The 22,689-nt window shown below is 47.1% G+C and carries 16 protein-coding genes and 1 riboswitch; of the genes, 12 read left to right on the plus strand and 4 right to left on the minus strand.

What is annotated here, in order from left to right; all coding sequences use genetic code 11:
• The first annotated feature begins 343 nt into the window (after positions 1–343).
• The 9 genes from KNQ02_RS08020 (at position 344) to KNQ02_RS08060 (ending at position 13,448) form a co-directional block, all read left to right on the plus strand.
• Positions 344–2,545 (plus strand): glycoside hydrolase family 3 N-terminal domain-containing protein, encoded by a 2,202-nt coding sequence (locus KNQ02_RS08020; protein ID WP_251135040.1) that lies wholly within the window; start codon positions 344–346, stop codon positions 2,543–2,545.
• Positions 2,505–5,726 (plus strand): GH36-type glycosyl hydrolase domain-containing protein, encoded by a 3,222-nt coding sequence (locus KNQ02_RS08025; protein ID WP_214807891.1) that lies wholly within the window; start codon positions 2,505–2,507, stop codon positions 5,724–5,726. The genes KNQ02_RS08020 and KNQ02_RS08025 overlap by 41 nt, the downstream gene beginning before the upstream one ends.
• 34 nt (positions 5,727–5,760) lie before the next feature.
• A complete protein-coding gene (locus KNQ02_RS08030; protein ID WP_214807895.1) occupies positions 5,761–7,296 on the plus strand; it encodes an alpha-amylase family glycosyl hydrolase in 1,536 nt (511 codons plus the stop codon).
• 17 nt (positions 7,297–7,313) lie between these two features.
• A complete protein-coding gene (locus KNQ02_RS08035) occupies positions 7,314–8,279 on the plus strand; it encodes a LacI family DNA-binding transcriptional regulator (protein ID WP_214807898.1) in 966 nt (321 codons plus the stop codon).
• Between the two features lie 154 nt (positions 8,280–8,433).
• Positions 8,434–9,672 (plus strand): sugar ABC transporter substrate-binding protein, encoded by a 1,239-nt coding sequence (locus tag KNQ02_RS08040; protein WP_028106544.1) that lies wholly within the window; start codon positions 8,434–8,436, stop codon positions 9,670–9,672.
• Positions 9,673–9,723: 51 nt separating this feature from the next.
• The gene (locus tag KNQ02_RS08045; RefSeq protein ID WP_214807901.1) at positions 9,724–10,611 is read left to right on the plus strand and encodes a carbohydrate ABC transporter permease; all 888 of its coding nucleotides are present in this window, start codon (positions 9,724–9,726) and stop codon (positions 10,609–10,611) included.
• A gap of 12 nt (positions 10,612–10,623) precedes the next feature.
• A complete protein-coding gene (locus KNQ02_RS08050; RefSeq protein ID WP_081776981.1) occupies positions 10,624–11,517 on the plus strand; it encodes a carbohydrate ABC transporter permease in 894 nt (297 codons plus the stop codon).
• A 238-nt stretch (positions 11,518–11,755) separates the two neighbouring features.
• Complete coding sequence (locus tag KNQ02_RS08055) at positions 11,756–12,679, plus strand: ATP-binding cassette domain-containing protein (RefSeq protein ID WP_251135041.1); 924 nt, start codon at positions 11,756–11,758, stop codon at positions 12,677–12,679.
• A gap of 1 nt (position 12,680) precedes the next feature.
• Complete coding sequence (locus KNQ02_RS08060) at positions 12,681–13,448, plus strand: ABC transporter permease (protein ID WP_214807908.1); 768 nt, start codon at positions 12,681–12,683, stop codon at positions 13,446–13,448.
• A gap of 54 nt (positions 13,449–13,502) precedes the next feature.
• On the opposite strand, the gene KNQ02_RS08065 is transcribed toward KNQ02_RS08060, so the two are convergent.
• The 4 genes from KNQ02_RS08065 to KNQ02_RS08080 all read right to left on the minus strand — a co-directional run bounded on the left by KNQ02_RS08065 (position 13,503) and on the right by KNQ02_RS08080 (position 17,145).
• Positions 13,503–14,375, minus strand: a complete 873-nt coding sequence (locus tag KNQ02_RS08065) for a hypothetical protein (RefSeq protein ID WP_214807910.1) — start codon at positions 14,373–14,375, stop codon at positions 13,503–13,505.
• Between the two features lie 55 nt (positions 14,376–14,430).
• Entirely contained in the window at positions 14,431–15,024 is a 594-nt protein-coding gene (uptA, locus tag KNQ02_RS08070; RefSeq protein ID WP_214765590.1) for an undecaprenyl phosphate transporter UptA, read from the minus strand.
• Between the two features lie 104 nt (positions 15,025–15,128).
• Positions 15,129–16,451, minus strand: a complete 1,323-nt coding sequence (locus tag KNQ02_RS08075; RefSeq protein ID WP_088836863.1) for a Na+/H+ antiporter family protein — start codon at positions 16,449–16,451, stop codon at positions 15,129–15,131.
• A 142-nt stretch (positions 16,452–16,593) separates the two neighbouring features.
• Complete coding sequence (locus KNQ02_RS08080; protein WP_088836864.1) at positions 16,594–17,145, minus strand: beta-class carbonic anhydrase; 552 nt, start codon at positions 17,143–17,145, stop codon at positions 16,594–16,596.
• A 332-nt stretch (positions 17,146–17,477) separates the two neighbouring features.
• Between KNQ02_RS08080 and adhE the strand changes: the two genes are divergently transcribed.
• The 3 genes from adhE (at position 17,478) to KNQ02_RS08095 (ending at position 22,587) form a co-directional block, all read left to right on the plus strand.
• Positions 17,478–20,072, plus strand: a complete 2,595-nt coding sequence (gene adhE / locus KNQ02_RS08085; RefSeq protein ID WP_214804869.1) for a bifunctional acetaldehyde-CoA/alcohol dehydrogenase — start codon at positions 17,478–17,480, stop codon at positions 20,070–20,072.
• A gap of 149 nt (positions 20,073–20,221) precedes the next feature.
• Positions 20,222–20,322: riboswitch (TPP riboswitch) on the plus strand.
• A gap of 119 nt (positions 20,323–20,441) precedes the next feature.
• Positions 20,442–21,212, plus strand: coding sequence for a 3-oxoacyl-ACP reductase (locus tag KNQ02_RS08090; RefSeq protein ID WP_251131945.1), 771 nt, complete (start codon positions 20,442–20,444; stop codon positions 21,210–21,212).
• Positions 21,213–21,249: 37 nt separating this feature from the next.
• Positions 21,250–22,587, plus strand: coding sequence for an LLM class flavin-dependent oxidoreductase (locus KNQ02_RS08095; protein WP_214804867.1), 1,338 nt, complete (start codon positions 21,250–21,252; stop codon positions 22,585–22,587).
• Positions 22,588–22,689: the final 102 nt, after the last annotated feature.

Raw genomic sequence — 22,689 nt, forward strand, 5'->3', positions numbered from 1 at the left:
GCAAACAAGTTAACAGATGATGAAACAATAAAATAATTGTCTTAATAAAGAAAGGACGGATGACCGTGAATGAAGTAAAGAGGGATAACGAGACAAACAGTCGATCAAATTGTACTTTATGTATACGGAGAAAAAATAAGAAAAATCACATCTCAAAACTGATGTGTAGCGTTGCTTTTATTTGAGATGAAAAGGGAAACTTCTTTTTTATAAGAACAATTAAGTAATCTTTCGAAACGTTTCGATAAAAAGGTTGCGCCTTTTAATGTAAGCGCTTATAATTTTAAATAACAGGTGAAACGTTTCGACAAAATAACAATTTTTCTAAAAAGGGCGGGATGAGATGAACGTGGAACATTTAATCAAGCAGATGACGCTTCAAGAAAAAATCGGACAGTTGATTCAAATTTTACCGTCCGTATATAGCGACGATCATGAAGACGTCATCACTGGACCGGTCGCGCAATTGATGAAAGAAAGTGGTATCACAAGCGAAAATCGATGGGAGATTGGTTCGGTCATCGGGATAAACAATGCTGCGCAAGCACGTTACATCCAATCCCAATACTTAGAACACAATCGATTACAAATTCCTTTACTATTCATGGCAGATATCATTCACGGTCATCGGACAATCTATCCCGTTCCTCTTGCGATGGCTTCGTCTTGGGACATAGAGGCAATCGAACAAATGGCAAGACAATCGGCATTCGAAGCAACGGTTTCCGGATTACACGTCACCTTTTCACCAATGGCTGACTTGACACGTGATGCTCGATGGGGTCGCGTCATGGAAGCGACAGGCGAAGACGTTTGGCTGAACGGAGAAATGGCAGCGGCATTCGTCAGAGGGTATCAAGGAACGGATTTAAAAAATGAAGGAACCCTCGCAGCATGTGTCAAACACTTTGCTGCTTATGGTGCCCCTGAAGGCGGACGTGATTACAATACGGTTGATATGTCCGACCGCGAGTTACGGGAATTTTATTTGCCGGCCTACAAACGTGCGTTGGACGAAGGTGCCAAACTGGTCATGACAAGCTTCAACGTCGTAGACGGTATTCCAGCGACTGTCAGTACCTATCTGCTACGGGACATTCTCCGGAAAGAGTGGGCGTTTGACGGTGTGACGATATCGGATTGGTCGTCAATCAAAGAAGTCATCTTTCATGGTGTAGCAGAATCCTTGGCGGACGCCGGTCGATTGGCGATGGAGGCAGGTGTCGATATCGATATGATGTCAGGAGCATACCTCAATCACTTAGAAGAAGCGATTGAACAAAAGAGAATCTCAGTCGGTAAGTTGGATGAAGCTGTTTTACGCATTTTAAGATTAAAAGATGAACTCGGCTTATTTGAGCATCCATACCGGGGAATCGAGACGATGACGGAGAAAGCGGTCCATCTCGCACCAGAACATCGTGCTCATGCTCGGGAATTGGCTGAAAAGAGTATTGTTTTATTGAAAAATGAGGATATTTTGCCGCTTTCGAATCAAAAGATTGCTTTGATTGGACCTTTTATCACCTCGACTGATGTTCTTGGTCCTTGGGCCGAAAGCGGGAAAACGGAAGAAGCCATTCCGTTGATACAAGCATTTCGGGAGAAGGGGATACCGTTCTCGTATAGTCCGGGTTCTGATGTAGAAGAGGAAATCGATTGGGAGGTGGCAGTCGAAACGGCACGGCAAGCAGAGGTGATCGTCCTCGCGTTAGGTGAAGCTTCTTGGATGAGCGGTGAAGCGGGCAGCAAAACGGATATTCGTTTACCAAAGACACAAGTGGATGGATTACGAAAATTAGCCGCGTTAAATATTCCAATCGTTACAGTACTCTTTAATGGACGTCCACTTGATTTACGTGAAGTCGAACGTTATTCTACGGCCATTCTCGAAGCGTGGTATCCGGGAACGGAAACAGGACATGCGGTCTACAATCTCTTATATGGTCATCAATCACCCTCTGCCAAGCTGACGATGTCATTCCCACATCACGTCGGTCAAATGCCGCTTCGTTATGATGCCTTGCGGACAGGACGCCCGGCAGATATTGAAAATGCAGATATGCGTTACACGAGCAAATATTTAGATGCACCAAACGAAGCGTTGTTCCCGTTCGGTTTTGGAATGAGTTATGCGCAGTTTGACTATGAGCAATTAACCTTGTCACATCGTGATTGTGGGCACGGGGACATCACCGCTACCGTTAAAGTGAGCAATACGAGTACGGTGGAAGGTGATGAAATCATCCAATGGTACATTCAGGATCAGGTAGCAGAAGTGTCGCGTCCAGTCAAACAGTTAAGAGGGTTTAATCGAGTGACGATTGCACCGGGGACGAGCATCGAGGTCGAGTTGACGATCAGTTTGGATATGCTGGCTTATCTGCATCCGGACGGAAGCCGCCGTGCGGACGACGGATACTTCACGCTGTTTGTCGGACCAAGCAGCACGGAAGGATTATCTGCTGAATTTGCATTAAATCGAGTCGTAAAGGAGATTCAACATGAACATGATGACGAAAAAACTTCAACTTCAGCAAGGTGAAACGTTGGTCACGCTGACTCCGTTCGGAGATATCCAACAACTTAAATACGGTCAATTGATGATCAATCAGCTGATTCATCATCCGCTGGACGGTTCCTTGATGAACTTTTATGTCCGCTTCAATGGCGGCGAAGCACTGCCGTTACTCGGAATCGCTTCACCCAGCACGTTTGAATTGTCGGACTCCCACATTCGTTGGTCTGGAAATCATGGCGATTTCACTTACACGGTGACTGCACTTGTACACTCGGACGGACTTCGGTTTGATCTATCGTTTGACGGTGAGGGACGGTATGACGTGACGTATGTGCAGGATCTCGGTCTCGCCGATGAGGAGGGTGTCAGAACGAATGAAGCTTATATGGCACAGTACATCGACTATGCTAAATACGATTCGGTTCTTTTAGCACGGCAAAACCAACAACAGTCAACGGGGTTCCCAGGTGTTCTGATGGCGTGTTCTGAAGACATTGCAGAGTATGCGACAGACGGATTCGATGTCTACGGAACGGACTACCGAAAGACGAATCGTCCGGAAGGGTTAAATGGACGGCTGGCGTCCCGCATTTACCAGTATGAGTTTGCCTTACCGACCATCCGGACGAGAGAACTCGATCTGTCCGAAACAGACACGTTATGGTTTGAACTGCGGATTGCTCCGCATCTTGAAGAAGCCTTATCTGAAGACACAATCGGATCCATGCCGGAGCTTCGAACGAAACTTTCAGCAGGATGGGAACAGATAACCCGGCCGTTCGCTCATACTCAAAACATCACATTAAGCGGTGACCCAGTATCTGAGGACCGTTTACAGGAGTTATATCCCAATCGTCAGCTGGAAGAGTACGTGGACGGACAATTGTTGTCATTCTTTACGCCGGATGGAGGACACATTGTCTTGCAGGAGAAGGAACGGCTTGTGGAACGAAGCCACGGGAACATTTTATTGACTGCCGGCAGTCTGATGCCTGCTGCGCCCAAACTCGCGACGACGGTCTTCATGAACGGGGTCTTCAATTCACATATCGTCTGGGGTAATACCAACTACAATAAATGGATGACGAACATTCGCAACCCCTTGAATATCCCGAAAACTTCCGGCCAACGAATTTATGTCGAATACGAAGGAACCGATCATTTGTTGACACTTCCCTCACTGTTTGAAATGGGAATGCAGGAGGCAGTATGGCATTACTTCATCGGTTCCGAGACCATCACGGTACGGACGATGATTGGTGCTGAATCTCCGGTGATTCAATTGTCAATCAACAGTACACAGCCGCTTCGATTTAAGGTGAGTCAACAGATTGCGATGCACACTCAGGAATATGTAGTGCCGTTTCAAATGCAGCAACAGGACAAACGTCTGCTGTTTTCGGCTGATCCCGATGCGGACAGTTCGGCACACTTGCCGGATTTGACGTATACGATCGAAGCCGATCAACAGTTTACGATCCGACAATCATCAGACGGTTTTGACCGGGACTTCGAGGATGATTTGATCTGGATGCAATTTGATGAAACGAACATACTGACACTTCGCCTTGGTGTAGGGAAGGACCGGCTTGCCTTCGAAGAACAAGAGGAAAAGCGTTTGTATGACGTCTGGATGAACCGTTACCGAAACGGTCTTCATTTTGAAAGCGAAGCCGATAAATGGCAGGCGATGGACATGCAGGTGCGATGGTATGTACAAAATATGCGGATTCATTATCAATCACCGCATGGGTTGGAACAGTATGGTGGTGCAGCCTGGGGAACGCGTGATGTCTCGCAAGGTCCAATGGAATTTTTGTTGGCAACGGGTCATTTTGAGGAAGCCCGTGCGCTCGTGTTGACCATCTTTTCACATCAGTTTGAAGCAGGGGACTGGCCGCAATGGTTTATGTTCGATGAATACGAAGGGATTCAGCAGGAAGACAGTCACGGGGATGTCATTGTCTGGCCGCTTAAAGCTGTCTCCGATTACTTGATTCGAACAAACGACCTCTCCTGTTTGGAAGAAATCATTCCGTTTCGTAACAAAACAGGCGAGGTCGTCAGCGAGAAGTCATTGATACATCATATTGAACAGGCGATTCAGAAAATCGAGGACGATTTCGTAGGAGATTCCGTGTTTTCAGCTTACGGTGGAGGTGACTGGGACGACACGTTGCAGCCGGCGGATGAGGAATTGAAACGCAATTTGATCAGTACATGGACGGTCGCCCTGACCTATCAGATGATGGATCAACTGTCGAGTGCGCTCTCAAGCATACAGCCGCTCAGTTTGAAACTGGAACGACTCAGTGCAGAAATCAAACGCCAATTCGAAAAAGAGATGATTCTTGATGACGTGATACCGGGTTTTCTTCATGTGACGGATCAAGGCTACCAACCGATGATTCATCCGTCCGATGAGACTCTCCGGATGAAGTATCGACTCCTGCCCATGACACGGAGTATTATCAGTGAACTGGTTTCAAAAGAACAGGCGAATCAAAACATGTCGCTGATTGCCGAACACCTGAAGTTTCCGGATGGCGTTCGTTTGATGGATAAGCCGGCTGCATATCGCGGCGGCATCAGTCATCATTTTATGCGGGCGGAACAAGCTGCCAATTTCGGACGGGAAATCGGTCTTCAGTATGTCCATGCGCATATCCGATATATCGAAGCATTAACAAAACTCGGTCGGTCGGCTGAGACGGTCACTGCACTTGAAGTGATTAATCCGGTTTCGATGACTGCCGTTCCAAATGCAGCTTTACGACAACGAAATGCGTATTTCAGCAGTTCAGACGGAGACTTTAAGACCCGCTACGAAGCTCAAGACCAGTTTAATCGTTTAAAAGAAGGCAGTGTTGCTGTCAAGGGAGGCTGGCGCATTTACTCCAGCGGTCCAGGTATCTGGTTTAATCAATTACTGTCACATGTCTTAGGTATTCGTATACATGAAGACGAATTGGAATTTGATCCCGTTGTCTCGGAGCCGGTCGAGTTTTCGCTGCATCTCTTTGGAACTCCTTATCAGATTCAAATTAAACAAGGGAAGTCGTTTTCCATTGCATGTAACGGACAAGAATTAATCGGAACGTCCGTATTGAACCCTTACCGGACATCCGGACGCCGTGTCTCGCGAGAAGAACTGGAGCAGACGACCGGGGACATCAACCAAATCATCATTACAGTGGAGGGATGACGCAATGCGTCTTCCTTTTTTTGGGAGGTAAATCATGAAAACACATATTCAAAATAAGATTATCTATCACATCTATCCAAAAAGTTTTCAAGATTCCAATGACGACGGCATTGGTGATTTGAACGGGATTCGCAGTCGGTTGGATTATTTGTCCTGGTTAGGGGTGGACCTCATCTGGCTCGGTCCTGTCTATCGTTCACCGGGTTTTGATAACGGGTACGATATCAGCGACTATTATGATATTGACCCGATTTTCGGAACACGCGCAGACATGACGTTCTTATTGAAAGACGCGAAAGCACGGCAGATAGGTGTCATGATGGACATTGTCGCGAACCACACTTCCCATACACATGAGTGGTTTAAAGCATCTGAACTGGACCCGTCCGGTCCGTACGGAGAGTATTATATTTGGCGGGACAAGCCGAATGCGATGAACTCATTTTTTGGAGGCAGTGCCTGGACGTATTCTCCGATCCGTAAACAATACTACTTTCATTCATTTGCACCGGAACAACCGGACTTGAATTGGGAACAGGAACAAATGGGGAAAGAATTAGCCGAAGTCCTGTCATATTGGGTAAAGCAGGGCGTCAAGGGGTTTCGATTCGACGTGATCGATTTAATCGGAAAAGATGTCGACACTTTGGAGTGGTTTTGTTTCGATAAAGTAAAAGCCGGTTTGAAGACGCTGCTGTCGCGTGTCGATTCATCCGGATTGGTGCTGGTCGGTGAAGCCGGTGCTTTAAACGCCGGACAAATCATCGAACTTCAACAGGCATCTCTGCTTGATATGGTCTTTAATTTTGAGGTGACGGCGTTAGATGAACAGACGGGGAAAGGGAAATGGGAGCTGGCTCCGTTTTCCAGACGACGCTTCAAAGACACACTGATCAGCTGGCAGGAGCGGTTGCAGGACGGTGGATGGAACAGCTTATTTTGGAATAACCACGATCAACCACGCGCAATTTCTCGTTGGTACGCTGACAGTCTGGAGGCCGCAGCGATGCTGGCGGTCCTCCAGTTCGGTCTGAGGGGAACGCCTTTCATTTACCAAGGTGACGAGATCGGGATGACGAACGGGTTGATTCAACTGGAGGATTATAAGGATATCGAGACATTAAATTACTTGAAAACATCCGATAATCTGGAAGGAGTCCGGATGAAAGGACGCGACCATGCCCGGATTCCGATGGCATGGAAAAGTGGATCATCTGGATTTTCTAAATCCGAACCCTGGTTAAGAACACTGGAAATAGAAAGCGGAAGAACCGTAGAAAATCAGCAACAAGACAAAAGCAGTTTGATGTTCCTGTATCATCAATTGATTGGATTGCGAAAAACCTATCCCGTCCTGATGAAAGGGCAGTTTTGCGTGATGGAAACGAATGAACGTCTCCTTTGTTTTCAACGAACTGACCCCGAGGAACGGGCAGTGACGGTTCTAGTGAATCTGACGGATCAGGAAGTAAAACATCCCTTTGAAATCGAACGTGTACTTTGTGCGACACACGAGCAACCATCATCACTTTTAAGACCGTATGAAGCGGTCATATGCTATACTTTTTGAAGAAGGAAGTGATGAAAATGACGGGGATAAAAGATATCGCCAAGGCAGCAGGGGTCTCAATTTCAACTGTTTCATACGCACTTAATGGCAGTACGAAAGTAACGGAGAAGACAAGACAACGAATCGTTCAAATCGCCAATGAGCTTAACTATATTCCGAACGCGGCGGCACGGACGCTCAAGACGCGGAAAACACATATCATCGGTGCATTTCTCGGGGATTACTCGGGATCATTTTATGGAGAATTGTTAAAAGGAATCAACTTGGAATTATCAAACACAGGTTACGAACTAATCGTCTGCAATGGTCCGGAATCCCATCGACTCATGACGGAGCGGATTGTGGATGGAGGGATTATTTTAGGACATCGTTTCACGGAAGAACAAATTATGAGTTTTGCCGACCGAGGGCACCCGCTGACATTACTTGATCGGGAAATCATCCATCCGAACATCAGTTGCGTTCTCTTGAATAATGCGATGGGAATGGAGCAGGAGATGGAAGCAATCGTAGCGACACGTCCAAATCACATTCATCTGTTGAATGGTCCCGTCGGAAACCATGATGCGATCGAGCGGCGTGAAATCGTCATGACCCATGCATTACAGGCTGGAATCATCGTCATGGAATGGGACGGCAACTTCACTAAACGTTCGGGCATTCGGGCGACAAGTGATTTGTTGGAAGACTTGAAAGACGGCGATGCCATCGTCTGTCTCAATGATGACATGGCGCTAGGTGTATATGATGTACTACAAAACACGTCTTTTCGTATCGGGCAGGATGTTTCATTGGCAGGATTCGACAAACTGGAGATTACGAACTATACACACCCGAAAATCGCGAGTGTCAGTTATTCTAAATTGGAGTGGGGACAAAAAGCAGCTCATTCACTCATGCGACTGATTGATGTAAAAGAAAACGGCATCGAAAAAATCGACTCAAAATTCATTGTGGCTGAATCTGTTTGTCAAAGAAAATAAAATTTTATTTATCTATTGTAAGCGTATACATTAATGATTATAATGTTTATAGAAACGTTTAACCTGTTTTTTTGCAGAAAGACATTTGTATAAACATTATTTTTTTGATATTCAATCGAAACGTTTCGATTGAATGAAGAAAGGGAGGAAACAAATGATGAAAAAAGTGGGAATCGCTGTAGCTGTAAGTACGTTGGCACTATCGGGTATGTTGGCAGGGTGTTCATCGGGATCTGAAGAAGATGAAAAAACATTGACTGTCTGGGCAATGGGGGAAGAAGGAAAAGCATTGCCTAAACTGGTCAAAGAGTATGAACAGGCAAACAAAGGAGTCACGGTCAAAGTTCAAGCCATTCCTTGGGATACAGCACATGATAAGTTACTGACAGCAGTCGCCTCTAAAAACGGACCAGATGTCGTCCAGATGGGGACGTCATGGATGCCTGAGTTTGTTGAAGCGGGTGCACTAGCGGATATGAAGGACTACGTCAAAAAATATCCGGAACTTGCGGAAGATAAATTCTACAAAGGCTCGTTCGATACAGTCAACTTGAAAGGCAGCGTCTATGGAACACCATGGTATACCGATACACGTGTGCTCTATTACCGGAAAGATACATTAGAAAAGGCCGGTTATAAAGAAGCACCGAAAACGTGGGAAGAACTGGAGGCAGTCTCGGCTAAATTATCGGAACGTAAAGGTGACGATATGTATGGAATCACACTCGATACGAATGATCAAATGCTGTCCTTCATGTTTGCCCGTCAAAACGGATCTGAACTGCTGACGGATGAGAACAAACCGTTGTTCAATCAGCCGGAATTCGTGGAGAGTGCGGACTATCTATCAAACTACTTTAAAGAAGGATATGCGCCAATCGACTTCGGAATGGACATCGTGCAGGCCTTTGGCGCGAAGGAGCCGAACGTTCCGATGTTCATCAGCGGACCATGGATGATTAACATCATCAATGAGCAAATGCCGGGTATTGAGAAGCAGTGGGGAACTGCTGTTTTACCTGCCAAAGAAAATAACATTTCGTTTTTAGGCGGCGCCAACCTCAGTATTTTCGAAAGCAGCAAGAAAAAAGATCAAGCTGCCAAATTCATTTCTTACATGAGTCAACCCGAAACACAAACGAAGTGGATGGAGATGACGAAATCATTGCCGTCGACAAAAGAAGCATGGAAAAATGAGACGTTACAAAATGATGAAAAGTTGAAAACGTTTGGCGAACAAATGGAAAATGCTCAGCCGATGCCGTTGATCAGTTCGTGGGAAAAAGTATCACAAACCTATCTGCAGAGTTTTGAGAAGATGTATCGAGGCAAGGCAAAGGTCGAAGACGAGGTAAATGTATTCCAGAAAAAGGCTGAAACCATCCTCAAGTAATCAAAACAAGGGGATGCTTATCCCCTCTTGTTTTGTGAAAGGAGTCACTTCATGAGACGTTTGCTGAACGATCGCGCGCCCTATCTACTAATCGCTCCGACGGTTTTATTATTACTTTTATTTTCGATTACGCCGTTGTTCGTCGCCTTTGTCATGAGTTTTACGAATATGGATTTAGCGGGTATCGCCAATTTCGCTAATGTTGACTGGATTGGAATGACGAACTATCTGGAAATTTTCAAAGATGAAGTATTCCTTCAAGCCTTATCAAATACAGTCGTCTACGTTGTGATCGGTGTACCGCTTGTGATTGCCTTGTCCTTATCAATTGCGATCGCGATTAACTTTGGTAGAGGAAAGGTCTTTGAATGGTTCCGGGTGGTTTTCTATATGCCTTCAATTACGAATGTCGTTGCTGTCGCCGTCGTATGGGGCTTTTTATTTAATCCCCAGTATGGGTTGTTTAACTTTATTCTGAACACGGTCGGTTTGCCGGATGTTCCTTGGCTTCAGGATCCGTTCGTCGCGAAGTTATCATTGATCTTGCTTGCACTTTGGCGTGCGGTTGGGATCAACATGATCATCTTCTTGGCTGCTCTACAAGGGATTCCGCGTACTTATTATGAAGCTGCAGCATTGGACGGGGCAAATACATTTCAACAGATGTTTAAAATCACGATTCCGTTGCTTCGGTATGCGATCTTCTTCGTAACCGTCACGACCTTGATTGGCTGGATTCAATTTTTTGAAGAACCGTTCATCATGACGGAAGGTGGTCCCTTAAATTCGACGACTTCCCTTGCACTGTTCATTTATCAGAACGGGTTCCAGCTGAGTAACTTTGGATATGCAGCGGCCGGGTCGGTGGTCCTGTTCGTTCTGATCATTACTGTGACGATGATTCAATTTAGAGTGCAAAAGAATGAGAATCCATATTAAGGAGGGACCGTCATGATTCCAAAAGAAAAACCGGTTGCGGTTAACGTAAAACCGGAACGATTTTCTCCGATTCCGAAAGTAAGGATAGGAAAAAAACGTAATCGTCCGCAATGGTTACTGGGACTGGTGTTAACCTTACTTGGTCTATGTTTCATGTTACCGTTTTTCTGGATGGTCATCTCTTCAGTCAAGACAGATGCTGAAATTTTAGCTCTACCCTTGACGATCTGGCCAGATCAAATCACGTTTGAACATTACGTGAACCTGTTTGTAAATTTAAACTTCCTGACCTATTTAAAAAATACAATCCTGATTGTCGTTGCGTCGTTTTTTGGTTTATTGCTGACTGCGATGGCCGGCTATGCATTTGCTAAATTTACGTTTAAAGGCAGCAAAGTCCTGTTTATCGGTGTTCTGGCGACAATGATGATTCCGGGACAAGTGACGATGATTCCGGTCTATTTGATGTTAAACCAGATGGGATTGACGAATACGATGACCGGAATCGTATTGCCGGGATTAGTCGGTGCGTTCGGAGTATTTTTGTTCCGGCAGTTCATGACGACGATACCGGATGAACTTTTGGAGGCATCCCGCCTCGACGGAGCCAGCGAATTTCGGATTTTCTTCTCGATCATTTTACCGATGTCGAAACCGATCTTGGCAGTTCAAGGTATTTTGACATTCATTGGTGCTTGGAACAGTTTCCTTTGGCCGCTTATCATCGCGAATGATGAATCGCTGTACACATTGTCAGTTGGTCTTGCGTTGTTACAAGGACAGCATGGTGGGAACTATGGACTGCAAATGGCCGGAGCAACATTTATGGTCGTACCGATTATTATCATCTTCATGATCTTCCAAAAATACATCATTGAAGGATACAATATTTCAGGAATGAAATAATTGGAGCATTCAAACAGCAGGGTGTTGTTAATCAAATGACAGGCGGGGGCGAATTGAAATCGCTCTCGTCTTTTTTATATACGCTTTAAACACGGCAGTAAAAAAGTATGAAGGTTTCGAAAGACCTAGAGACCGAACGTTGTGTCAGCTCCTTTTGGATTGTTCGCATATCCTAACCTCAAAGCGGGAAAAGATAGAAGAAAAATACGTTCAGCAAACTCTATAGCCGAAAGGACGGATGACCGTGATTGAAGTAGAGCAGTTGACGAAGGAGTACAACGGGAAAAAAGTAGTCGACCAGATATCGTTTCACGTAAAAAAAGGAGAGATTTTTGCTTTTCTTGGACCGAACGGCGCCGGCAAGTCGACGACGGTTCAAATGCTGACGACGTTGATTGCCGTCTCGTCCGGTCACGCGACGATCAATCAATACGATATCGAACGTGATCAAAAAAACGTCCGGCTCCAAATCGGCGTCGCTCTGCAGGAAACAGGTATTGATAATGATTTGACGGGGCAGGAGTTGCTCGTACTGCAAGGAAAGTTGTTCGGTTTTTCCCAAGAGAAAGCAGTCGAACGAGCCCATGAATTATTGGAGCTTGTTGGTTTAGCAGAAGATGGCAAACGCCGGTCCGGGACGTATTCCGGCGGGATGAAGCGGCGGCTCGACTTGGCACTGACGCTCGTTCACCAACCGACCGTCCTGTTTCTCGATGAACCGACGACGGGTCTTGATCCGGCAAGCCGGTTACAGATTTGGACGGAAGTCCGGCGCTTGAATGAAGAATACGGGACGACGATTTTCTTGACGACACAATACTTGGAAGAAGCGGATCAGCTGGCGGACCGGATCGCGATCATCAATGACGGCAAGTTGATCGCTGAAGGAACAGCGGCAGAACTGAAAGCGATGAACGGAGCTGAACGAATTGAAGTTGTCCTTGAAGACGAATCCGCCAGTGAAGCGTTTCGAGCGGCATTTTCGGGACGGATTGAAAAAGAGACCGTTCTCCTGCCGTCAGATGGAACAGAGACGCTCAAACAAGTCGTCCGCTATTTGGATGATCACCAGCTGACGGCACGCTCGCTCGTCGTCAAACAGCCGTCACTCGATGATGTGTTTATTCAGTTGACCGGTCAAGCGTATAAGGAGGACAAGTGACATGTGGCGGGAAACCTTGATTTTGACAAAACGCAGTTTACTCGTGACGTTACGGAATCCATTCTCATTCATCCCGAATTTAATCATCAGCGTCTTTTTCCTGCTCGTCTATACGAGCGGATTATCCGGCATCTCGAGCTTACCCCAGTTCGGGGGCGTCGATTATTTGAACTTCATCTTACCCGTCTCAATCGTCTCCGGTGCCGTCGGTGGAGCAGGGGGCGCGGGACAAGCCCTCGTCAAGGATATCGAAAGCGGGTATTTTGCACGGCTGCTGTTGACACCGGTTTCGCGGACAGCAATCGTCCTCGGACCGATGCTTGCCGGGATGTTACAATTGTTCGTTCAGACGTTGTTAATCTTCGGCATGGGCTTTTTACTTGGATTATCGATTCCTGCTGGAGCTGCAGGTTTTTTCTTGACGATTGTCCTTGCGCTTGGCTTCGGACTTGCCTTTGCCGGCTATTCGGTCGGGGTCGCCCTGAAAACACGCAATGCACAGGCCGCACAAGCCGGAACGTTGTTGTTCTTCCCATTGATTTTCTTATCGACGACGTTCGTCCCGAAAGAGTTGATTGAAGCGGAATGGTTAAAAATCGCGGCGACACTCAATCCGACGACCTACATCATGGAAGGGATGCGTGCCGTTTTATTACGTGAGACGATTGACTGGAGTATCTATACGCAAGGGGTGCTTGTCGCGGCCGTTCTCAGTCTTGCGATGGTCGTGTTTGCGGCACTGAATGCACGGGGAGCATTAAAAAAATGACACAAACAAGCACCTGTCAGAGGACGATTGTCCGTTCTTTGACAGGTGCTTTCGTTACGCGTCAAAAATCATATCACTTAAAGCACCTGTATAAAGACGTGTATCTGTCGTCAACACAATTTGATTCTTTCGCATCTTGATGGTTCCGGACAAGCATTCATCCTGCTCCGACATGAAGGACATCCGTCCTTGCTCGACATACCGTTTTCCTTGTTGCTGTAAGACGTGGGTCTGCGTATTATCCGTCGAGACGAGATAGTCCTTATAAATAGCAAAATCTGTGAACGGCCGTTTCGGTGCGTGGAACGCCTGACTCGTTCCTCCTTGCAGTTGAACGATCCGGTAGTCGGAGTAATAAAAGAACCAGACATCATTCGCAGACGAGACGTTCATTGCATAACAGTCATCGATGGGATAGTCGCGATTTTTAAAGACGACTTTCCCCTGGTCGTTAAAAGCGACGAGGCCGAACGACCCAACTGAATTGGTCGCGGCGTCAGCAAAGACGCCTTCATCGAAATAACTGACCCAAATGTGGTCACGCTCATCGACTTGGACATTTTGAATTCCGTCGTCTAGACAATAACTGTTAATCAGATGACCGACTTGATCGTAAATAAAAGCATTTGGTAACCATGATCCGTCGACATCGTCATCACAACGCGAGGCGACGAGCAGGATCCGTCCGTCGGAAAACGATTCGACATAACTGAATTCAACGTCTTCCTGGGCGATGATGATCGTATTGCGCCACTGGTCATGAATCCGATGGACATGCAAGAAAGGGCGGTGTCGTTTTTCATCGTAGATTTGTTCGACGAGTAGAATATGACCGGCAATCGTCAGTCCCGTCGCGATATGCGTTCCACGGATATGTGAGGCAGTGACACGATCCAGATGCATGGTTACGGTTTTTGATGTCTCCAATAGAAATCACTCCTTTTAAAAAAAGCCTGTCGCAGTAGGACAGGCTGTAAACGGATTACGTCGTACGTTGGCGTTTCTTGAGGGCGACGTACAAGACGATCATGACGACCGCTGCGATTAAGATGCCGTTCGTATAGGGAGCGGCGACGCCTTTAATCGAGCGCCAGTTCGTTCCGAGTGTCTCACCGAGATAGAGAAATAAAATCGACCACGGGATGATTGCGAGAATCGTGTAGATTGAGAACTTTGTTTGATCCATTTTGGCGAGACCTGCCGGAATGGAGATCGCATGGCGGACGACGGGGATGAATCGTGCCCCGAAAATGACCCCTTGTCCGTATTTGACGAACCAACGTTCTGCGAGATCAAGATGGTGTTCCGTGATCAATACATATTTTCCGTACTTCAAGATGAGGGGACGACCGCCGTAGCGGGCGAACCAGTACAAAAACAATTGCGAGAACAATCCACCGATGACGGCGGCGACGATAGCGAGTGGCCAGCCGATCGTCCCTTGAGAAATCATGAACCCACCATAGGATAAGACGATCTCACTCGGGATGATTTCAATCATCAAGCCAAGCGCGATTCCGACATAACCTAAGTCGGCTAAATATAGTAAGACGGTATTGACGACGCTAGATAACACGTTCCACACTCCTTTAATTGCACTTCATCCCTTCATTTTAGAGAAGTCCACGCAAAATGGAAAGAAAAAAATCACCCCGTCGTTAAAACGAGATGATTTCTTCATTAAAGAATGACAGCAGCAATCGTACCGAAAATCAGCAATGGTAAGTTGTAGTGTAAAAATGTCGGAATGACCGTTTCACGCATGTGATCGTGTTGTCCGTCAGCATTCAATCCGCTCGTCGGTCCGAGTGTCGAATCACTTGCCGGACTACCGGCGTCACCGAGTGCACCGGCTGTACCGATGATGGCAATCGTCGCCTCGAGACTGAATCCGTACTGGATGCAAAGCGGCACGAAGATGGCGGCGATGACCGGAATCGTCGAGAAACTTGAACCGATTCCGACAGTGACAAGTAATCCAATCAATAGCATGACGAAGGCAGCGACGAGCTGCGAATCGCCCATTAACGATTTTGAGTTTTCAACGAGTGGTTCGATATCACCTGTCTCACGTAAAACGTTTGAGAAGCCATTCGCTGAAATCATGACGAATCCGATGAACGACATCATCCGCATACCGCGTGTGATGACATCGTCTGCTTCGCTGAAGCGGACGAGTCGTAACACGAGGAAGAGCAGGAGGCCGGTCGTCGCGGCGATGATCATCGATTCCGTCGTCAATTGGACGACGAGCGTCGCGATGACGACAATTGAACTCAGTAATAATTTGGATTTCGTGACGACAGGAATCTCGTAATCGTCCGGTGCGATGTTCCGCATCTCATATTCACGCGGTTTCCGGTAATTGTATAAACCGAGTAACAATCCGAACAACATCCCGAGCGCCGGAATCGCCATCGCTTTGATGACTGATGCGCCAGCGGTGTCCATCCCGTTTTCTTGTAAGTTCGGTAACAGAATCTGATTGAGATAGATATCACCGAAACCGATTGGTAAAAACATATACGGTGTGACGAGACCAAACGTCATGATGATGGCCATCCGGCGCCGGTCAATTTTCAAATCATTAAACAGACCGAGTAATGGCGGGATGATGATCGGAATGAAGGCGATGTGAATCGGCAAGACGTTTTGTGAACTGATTGCGAGTAATAAAATCGCGAACATGATGAACCCTTTTAACTTCTTGACCGACGTCGCATCGGCACTTCCTTTTGAGCGAGCAATCAAGCTATGTGCGAGGGCGTCCGGCAAACCTGTTTTCGACAGGGCGACGGCGAACGCACCAAGCAAGGCATAACTGAGGGCAATTTCTGCGCCGGCTCCAAGACCGCCTGAGAAACTTTCGATCGTTTTCGTTAAACCAAGACCGCCGAGTAAACCACCGGCGAGAGCGCTGATGACCATCGCGAGGACGATGTGGACACGGAAGATGGCTAAGACAAATAAAAGGATAACGGCTAAAACAACAGCATTGAACATAACTATAAAACCACGCTTTCTTTTGGTATCACTGTACTATACTAAAGTATCATACAGACCGTTCTTTTTGCTGTCAAGAAAAAAACATAAAAAGGCACGACCGGTGTCGGTCGTACCTTCTTTCTACTATATAAGGACAAGTTTAGCAATCGACGCGGTCGAGTTTCCCTGTTCCCGGGTCGATGACGAGCCCGTGGACGTTCGTGCCCGGTGGTAATAATGGATGGTTTTTAATCAGACCGACGGAATGACTGACGTTTTCTTCGACTGACGTGAACCCGCGTAACCATTGCTTCAAGTCGACGCCGGATGCTTCGAGTGTCTTTAGGACTTGTTGATTGATGCCGCGTCCTTCCATCTCGGCAATCATGTTTGCCGGATCGATCGTACTCATGCCGCAGTCGTGGTGACCGATGACGATGACTTCTTCCGCCCCGAGTGCGTACAAGGCGACGAGGATCGAGCGCATGACGGAACCGAATGGGTGTGACAGAACGGCCCCTGCATTTTTAATGATCTTCGCATCGCCGTTTTTTAGACCGAGCGCGTGCGGGAGGAGTTCCGTCAAGCGGGCATCCATACACGTTAAGATCACGACCTTTTTATCAGGGAATTTATCCGAGATGAATTGTTCGTATTGTTTTTCTTCGACGAATTGTTCGTTGAACGCAAGCATTTGATTGACGATTGTCATGAAACTTCCTCCTTCAAAACAAATAAATATGTATCTTTTAATAGATTACACGATGTTTTGTCCGTCAGACAAGCAAAGAAAATAGGTGCTGTGAGAAAAGTCACAGGCAAGGGATTCAAAAAGGATGCCTTGTCCGACAACACCTTTTGAGAATGAGAACGTTTTCAATGATGTGAAATAGTTCACAGGATGGTCATGCACAAATCATCAAAAAGGCGGTATGATTGATTTGTGAAGGAAAGCACAAACTATTGAATATCAGCTTGGCATTCCTAACATTTAGTAGGGAAATGCAGACTCAGATTCGTTCCAAAATAGGGAGGAAACCTAACATGGCTGTCAAAGAAAAAATCAAACAAGACGTATCACCTGTCGAACAAACGATCAATAAAATCGTTGCAAAAGGTCAAACCGCATTACAGGAATTATTAACATTTGATCAAGAGAAAATCGATACGATTGTCCGTGACATGGCGCTTGCCGGTCTCGAACGTCACGTTGAACTGGCACGACTCGCCGTTGAAGAAACAGGACGTGGTGTCTTTGAAGATAAAATGATTAAAAATATGTTTGCGACGGAATATATCTATAACAGTCTCCGTGATGAAAAAACGGTCGGCGTCTTAGAAGAAGATGTTCAAAACGGCATCACCTATATCGCAGAACCGGTCGGTGTCGTCTGTGGCGTCACACCTGTGACGAATCCGACATCAACGACGATGTTCAAAGCGTTGATCGCGATTAAAACACGAAACCCGATTGTGTTCGCCTTCCACCCGTCAGCGCAAAACTGCTCACTCGAAGCAGCGAAAACGTTACGTGACGCGGCTGTCAAAGCCGGCGCACCGCGTGACTGTATCCAGTGGGTCGAACAACCGTCACTCGAAGCAACAAAAGTCTTGATGAACCACACGGATATCGCGATGGTCCTTGCGACCGGCGGAGCCGGCATGGTCAAATCAGCCTATTCAACAGGAAAACCGGCACTCGGTGTCGGACCGGGGAACGTCCCGTGCTACATCGAAAAAACAGCAAAAATCAAACGTGCCGTCAGTGACCTTGTCCTCTCCAAAACGTTTGATAACGGCATGATTTGTGCATCGGAGCAAGCGGTCATCATCGATCAGGAAATCTACGCGGAAGTCCGGGCGGAGATGGAAGCACTCGGTTGCTACTTCTGTACAGCAGATGAGAAAAAACGTCTCGAAGCGCTCGTCATCAAAACCGATACATGTGCCGTCAATGCCGACATCGTCGGGAAACCGGCAACCTGGATCGCAGCAAAAGCCGGCATCGACGTTCCGAGCAACACCGTCATGCTCGTCGCAGAACTTGAAAAAGTCGGCTCAGAAGAACCACTCTCACACGAAAAACTAAGCCCTGTCCTTGGTGCGTATAGCGTCCAGTCAACGGAAGATGCGTTCCATGTCGCCGAACGGATGCTTGAAATCGGTGGCCTCGGTCATACGGCAGTCATCCACACGACGAATGACGACTTGATGACGGCATTCGGAATGCGGATGAAAGCCTGCCGGATTCTCGTCAACAGCCCGTCAGCACACGGTGGGATTGGTGATCTGTATAACGAATTGACACCATCACTGACACTCGGTTGCGGCTCTTACGGGAAAAACTCCGTCTCTGAAAACGTAACGGCGAAACATCTACTCAATGTCAAGAAGGTGGCGAGACGACGCGTGAACATGCAGTGGTTCAAAGTACCGGAAAAGATTTTCTTTGAAAAAAATTCAGTCCAATACTTGAAATCGATTCAAGATGTCTCACGTGCGTTGATCGTCACCGATCAAGCGATGGTCGAGTTCGGCTACGCGGATAAAGTCATCCGCAACTTACCGGCAGGCGTCAGCTACCGGATCTTCGACCAAGTCGAACCGGATCCATCGGTTGCAACGGTTCAGACAGGAGCGCAAGCGATGCGCGACTTCAAACCGGACTTGATCATCGCCCTCGGTGGCGGATCAGCGATGGATGCAGCGAAAGGCATGTGGCTCTTCTACGAGCAACCGAACGAAACGTTCTCGAACTTACGTCAAAAGTTCCTCGATATCCGGAAACGGGCCTATAAATTCCCGGCGCTCGGTAACAAAGCGAAGTTCGTCGCGATTCCGACGACGTCCGGAACAGGATCTGAAGTCACACCGTTTACCGTCATCACGGACAAAGAGAAAAACGTCAAGTATCCGATTGCTGACTATGCATTAACACCAGACGTCGCAATCATCGATCCGGAATTCGTCATGACGGTCCCGGCATCAATCACGGCAGACACCGGAATGGACGTCTTGACACATGCGACAGAGGCCTTCGTCTCCGTCCTCGCGAACGACTATACGGATGGACTGGCGCTAAAAGCGATCAAGATGATCTTCGACTACTTGCCACGCGCTTATGCGAATGGTGACGATGCCGAAGCACGCGAAAAAGTTCACAATGCGTCAACGATGGCCGGAATGGCGTTTGCCAATGCCTTCCTCGGGATTAACCACTCGATCGCGCACAAAATCGGTGGGGAGTTCCACACGCCACACGGTCGGACGAATGCGATTCTGATGCCACACGTCATCCGCTACAATGCAGCGAAACCGACGAAACTCGCTTCGTTCCCGAAATATGAATCATTTATCGCTGATGAACGGTACGCAGAAATCGCGCGTTATCTCGGACTACCGGCAGCGACAACGGAACAAGGTGTCGAATCACTAATCCAAGCGATCACAGAACTCGGACAACAGTTGAACATCAAAATGTCATTCAAAGCCCAAGGCATCAAAAAAGCCGACTTTGAAGCAAAACTCGACAAGATGGCCGTCGATGCATTCGAAGATCAATGTACGACAGCGAATCCAAAAATGCCGCTCGTGACGGAACTTCGGAACATCATGGAGCTTGCGTACGAAGGCGTATAACAGAGAAAAAAATCATGGCAATTCAAAAGAGCCTTGCTTCCGGTCGACGGAGGCAAGGCTTTCGTTCGTAATCAGAAGAGACACCGATAAAACTGTCTTGTCATTATTGACAGATATTTCTAAGACCGCTAAAGTGAAGGTAACTTGAATAGAATCACTAGGGGTGTTGCTAAACTGAGATGAGTAGATACTCAAACCCTTTGAACCTGAACTAGTTCGTACTAGCGTAGGGAAGTGTAGACTCTAATAAACCAGCGAAGACCAGTCTGTCGGTTTTTTGCTATGTGATTATTTAGACGTGCGCAACTTTCCTTTTGGAGAGTTGCGCTTTTTTTGTTTACGACTTCGCTATTTAAGTTGCAAAAGACGATGAAGGAGTGGAAGACAGTGAACAGAACGGTAGTAGTGACGGGAAGCAGTCGGGGACTTGGCGCGACGATTGCAAGAGTATTGGTGAACAATGGGTTTAAAGTTGTGATTAATTATTATAAGAGCAAGGATGCGGCAGAGGAACTCGTAAATGAGCTCGGTGCAGAACATGCCATTGCCCTGTATGCGGATGTCACGAAGCGAGAAGACGTCGAGACATTGATGCAGTCAGCGACAGCTCATTACGGACAAATCGATGTCGTAATCAATAATGCCTTAGTCGATTTTAAGTTCGATCCGCGCGCTCAAAAATCATTCATCGATTTGGAATGGGAAGATTATCAAAAACAGTTGGATGGCACGTTGAAAGCAGCGTTCCACGTCGTGCAAAGTGTTCTGCCGCAATTCATTGAACGAAATAACGGCACCATCATCAGCATCGGCACGAATCTGTATCAAAACCCGGTAGTTCCCTATCACGAATATACGACGGCAAAAGCAGGGTTGATCGGCTTTACGCGTAATCTTGCATCAGAGCTAGGACAGTACGGCATAAACGTGAATGTCGTCTCCGGCGGCTTGTTAAAAGTGACGGATGCCAGTGCTGTGACGACCGCTGAAGTATTCGAATTGATTGCCCAATCAACTCCGTTAAAAAGAGTGACGACGCCGGAAGAGGTTGCGCAATTGGTCGCCTTTTTAGCGTCAGAAGCAGCCTCTGGCATTACCGGTCAAAATCTAACCGTAGATGGCGGATTGACGATGAACTGATGTCAGCGCTCAGGAGAAAGGAGTCAGGGACCTAAAGATGACGAAAACGAAGCAGTTAAACATCGGTGTTTTATTGTACGGCTGTGGCCATCATCAAGCGGCATGGTTAATGCCGGATTCTGCGATTGAAGAAATCGGGGAGAGCGGTTATTATCAGCGATTGGCTCAACTAGCGGAAGCGGGCTGCCTGGATGCTGTATTTTTTGCTGACAATCAATCTTTTCCTGCTGCAAACGCAACTGAACTACCGGCCTTTTGGCTCGATCCTGTAATCAATTTAACCGCTATTTCTCAAGTAACCCGCCATATCGGGTTAGTTTCAACGATATCGAGTACGTTTTCAAATCCGTATACAGCGGCGAGACAACTGTTAAGCCTTGATCACGTGACGAACGGGCGTGTCGGCTGGAACCTGGTGACGTCGATGACGGACTGGGAAGCGTTAAACCATAGTATGGATGCGCTCCCTGCAAGGGACGAACGGTATCAAAAGGCGGATGAATTTGCATCTGTAATGGAAAAATTATTTTTATCCTGGGATCGAGCTGATTTCCTTTCGAGCCGGACGGACAACCGGTTAATTGATCCTGAAAAGATTCAACCGATCCATCATAGCGGGACCTACTTCAACGTAAAAGGTCCTTCGTCTACACCGCGTAGTCCTCAAGGGAAGCCGGTGGCGATGCAGGCGGGTGCATCTGCCCAAGGGATTGCACTTGCATCAAAGCACGCGGATGCCGTCTATTCGGTGTCGTGGAATGTAAAGCAAGCGAAAGCATTCCGGGAAAGTCTACAGACACAAATCAAAGAAAGTGAGTCACCGGAGCGGCAGATTAAAATCTTTCCAGGATTGGTTACATACGTCGGTCGAACCCGGGAAGAGGCGCTGGCGAAGAAAGCCGAACTGGATGAGAAATTACCGGTCGCGAATGCCTTGAAGCAACTGAGTTTCTTTTTGCAACAGGACTGTTCTGATTGGGATCTTGACAAAGCGGTGCCGTCCTTACCGCCTGTCGATGCGTTTTCAGGACCGGTCGGACGCTATAAAACGATTCTTGAAATCATCGATGATACAAAGCCTACGCTAAGAGAACTGTTAGGTTATCTGGCAGCTGGTGGGGGACACCTGACACTGATAGGTACACCGGAAGAAATCGTCGATCAGATGGAGCTGTGGTTTGAAATGGGTATCGCAGACGGATTTAATCTGATGCCGCCGTCACTCCCGTCAAGCTTAGAGGATTTTGTAGACCTGATCGTTCCTGAACTGCAAAAAAGAGGGTTGTTTAGAGAAGCCTATCAAGGGACTACGCTTCGGGAACATTTTGGTTTAGCTCAGGTGGGGCAGTCGGACGTGAAAAAAATCGTAAAGTAAGCGTTCCTGCCAATCGGAGTTCGGCGTCTGGGAAGTAGCCCGTTCGTCATGAACGGGCTACTTTTTGTATTTACTGCAGAAGATTCGTTTTCAAATCACCTG

Origin of the sequence: Exiguobacterium sp. s102 (assembly GCF_018618635.1) — a bacterium.
Classification (GTDB): domain Bacteria; phylum Bacillota; class Bacilli; order Exiguobacteriales; family Exiguobacteriaceae; genus Exiguobacterium_A; species Exiguobacterium_A oxidotolerans.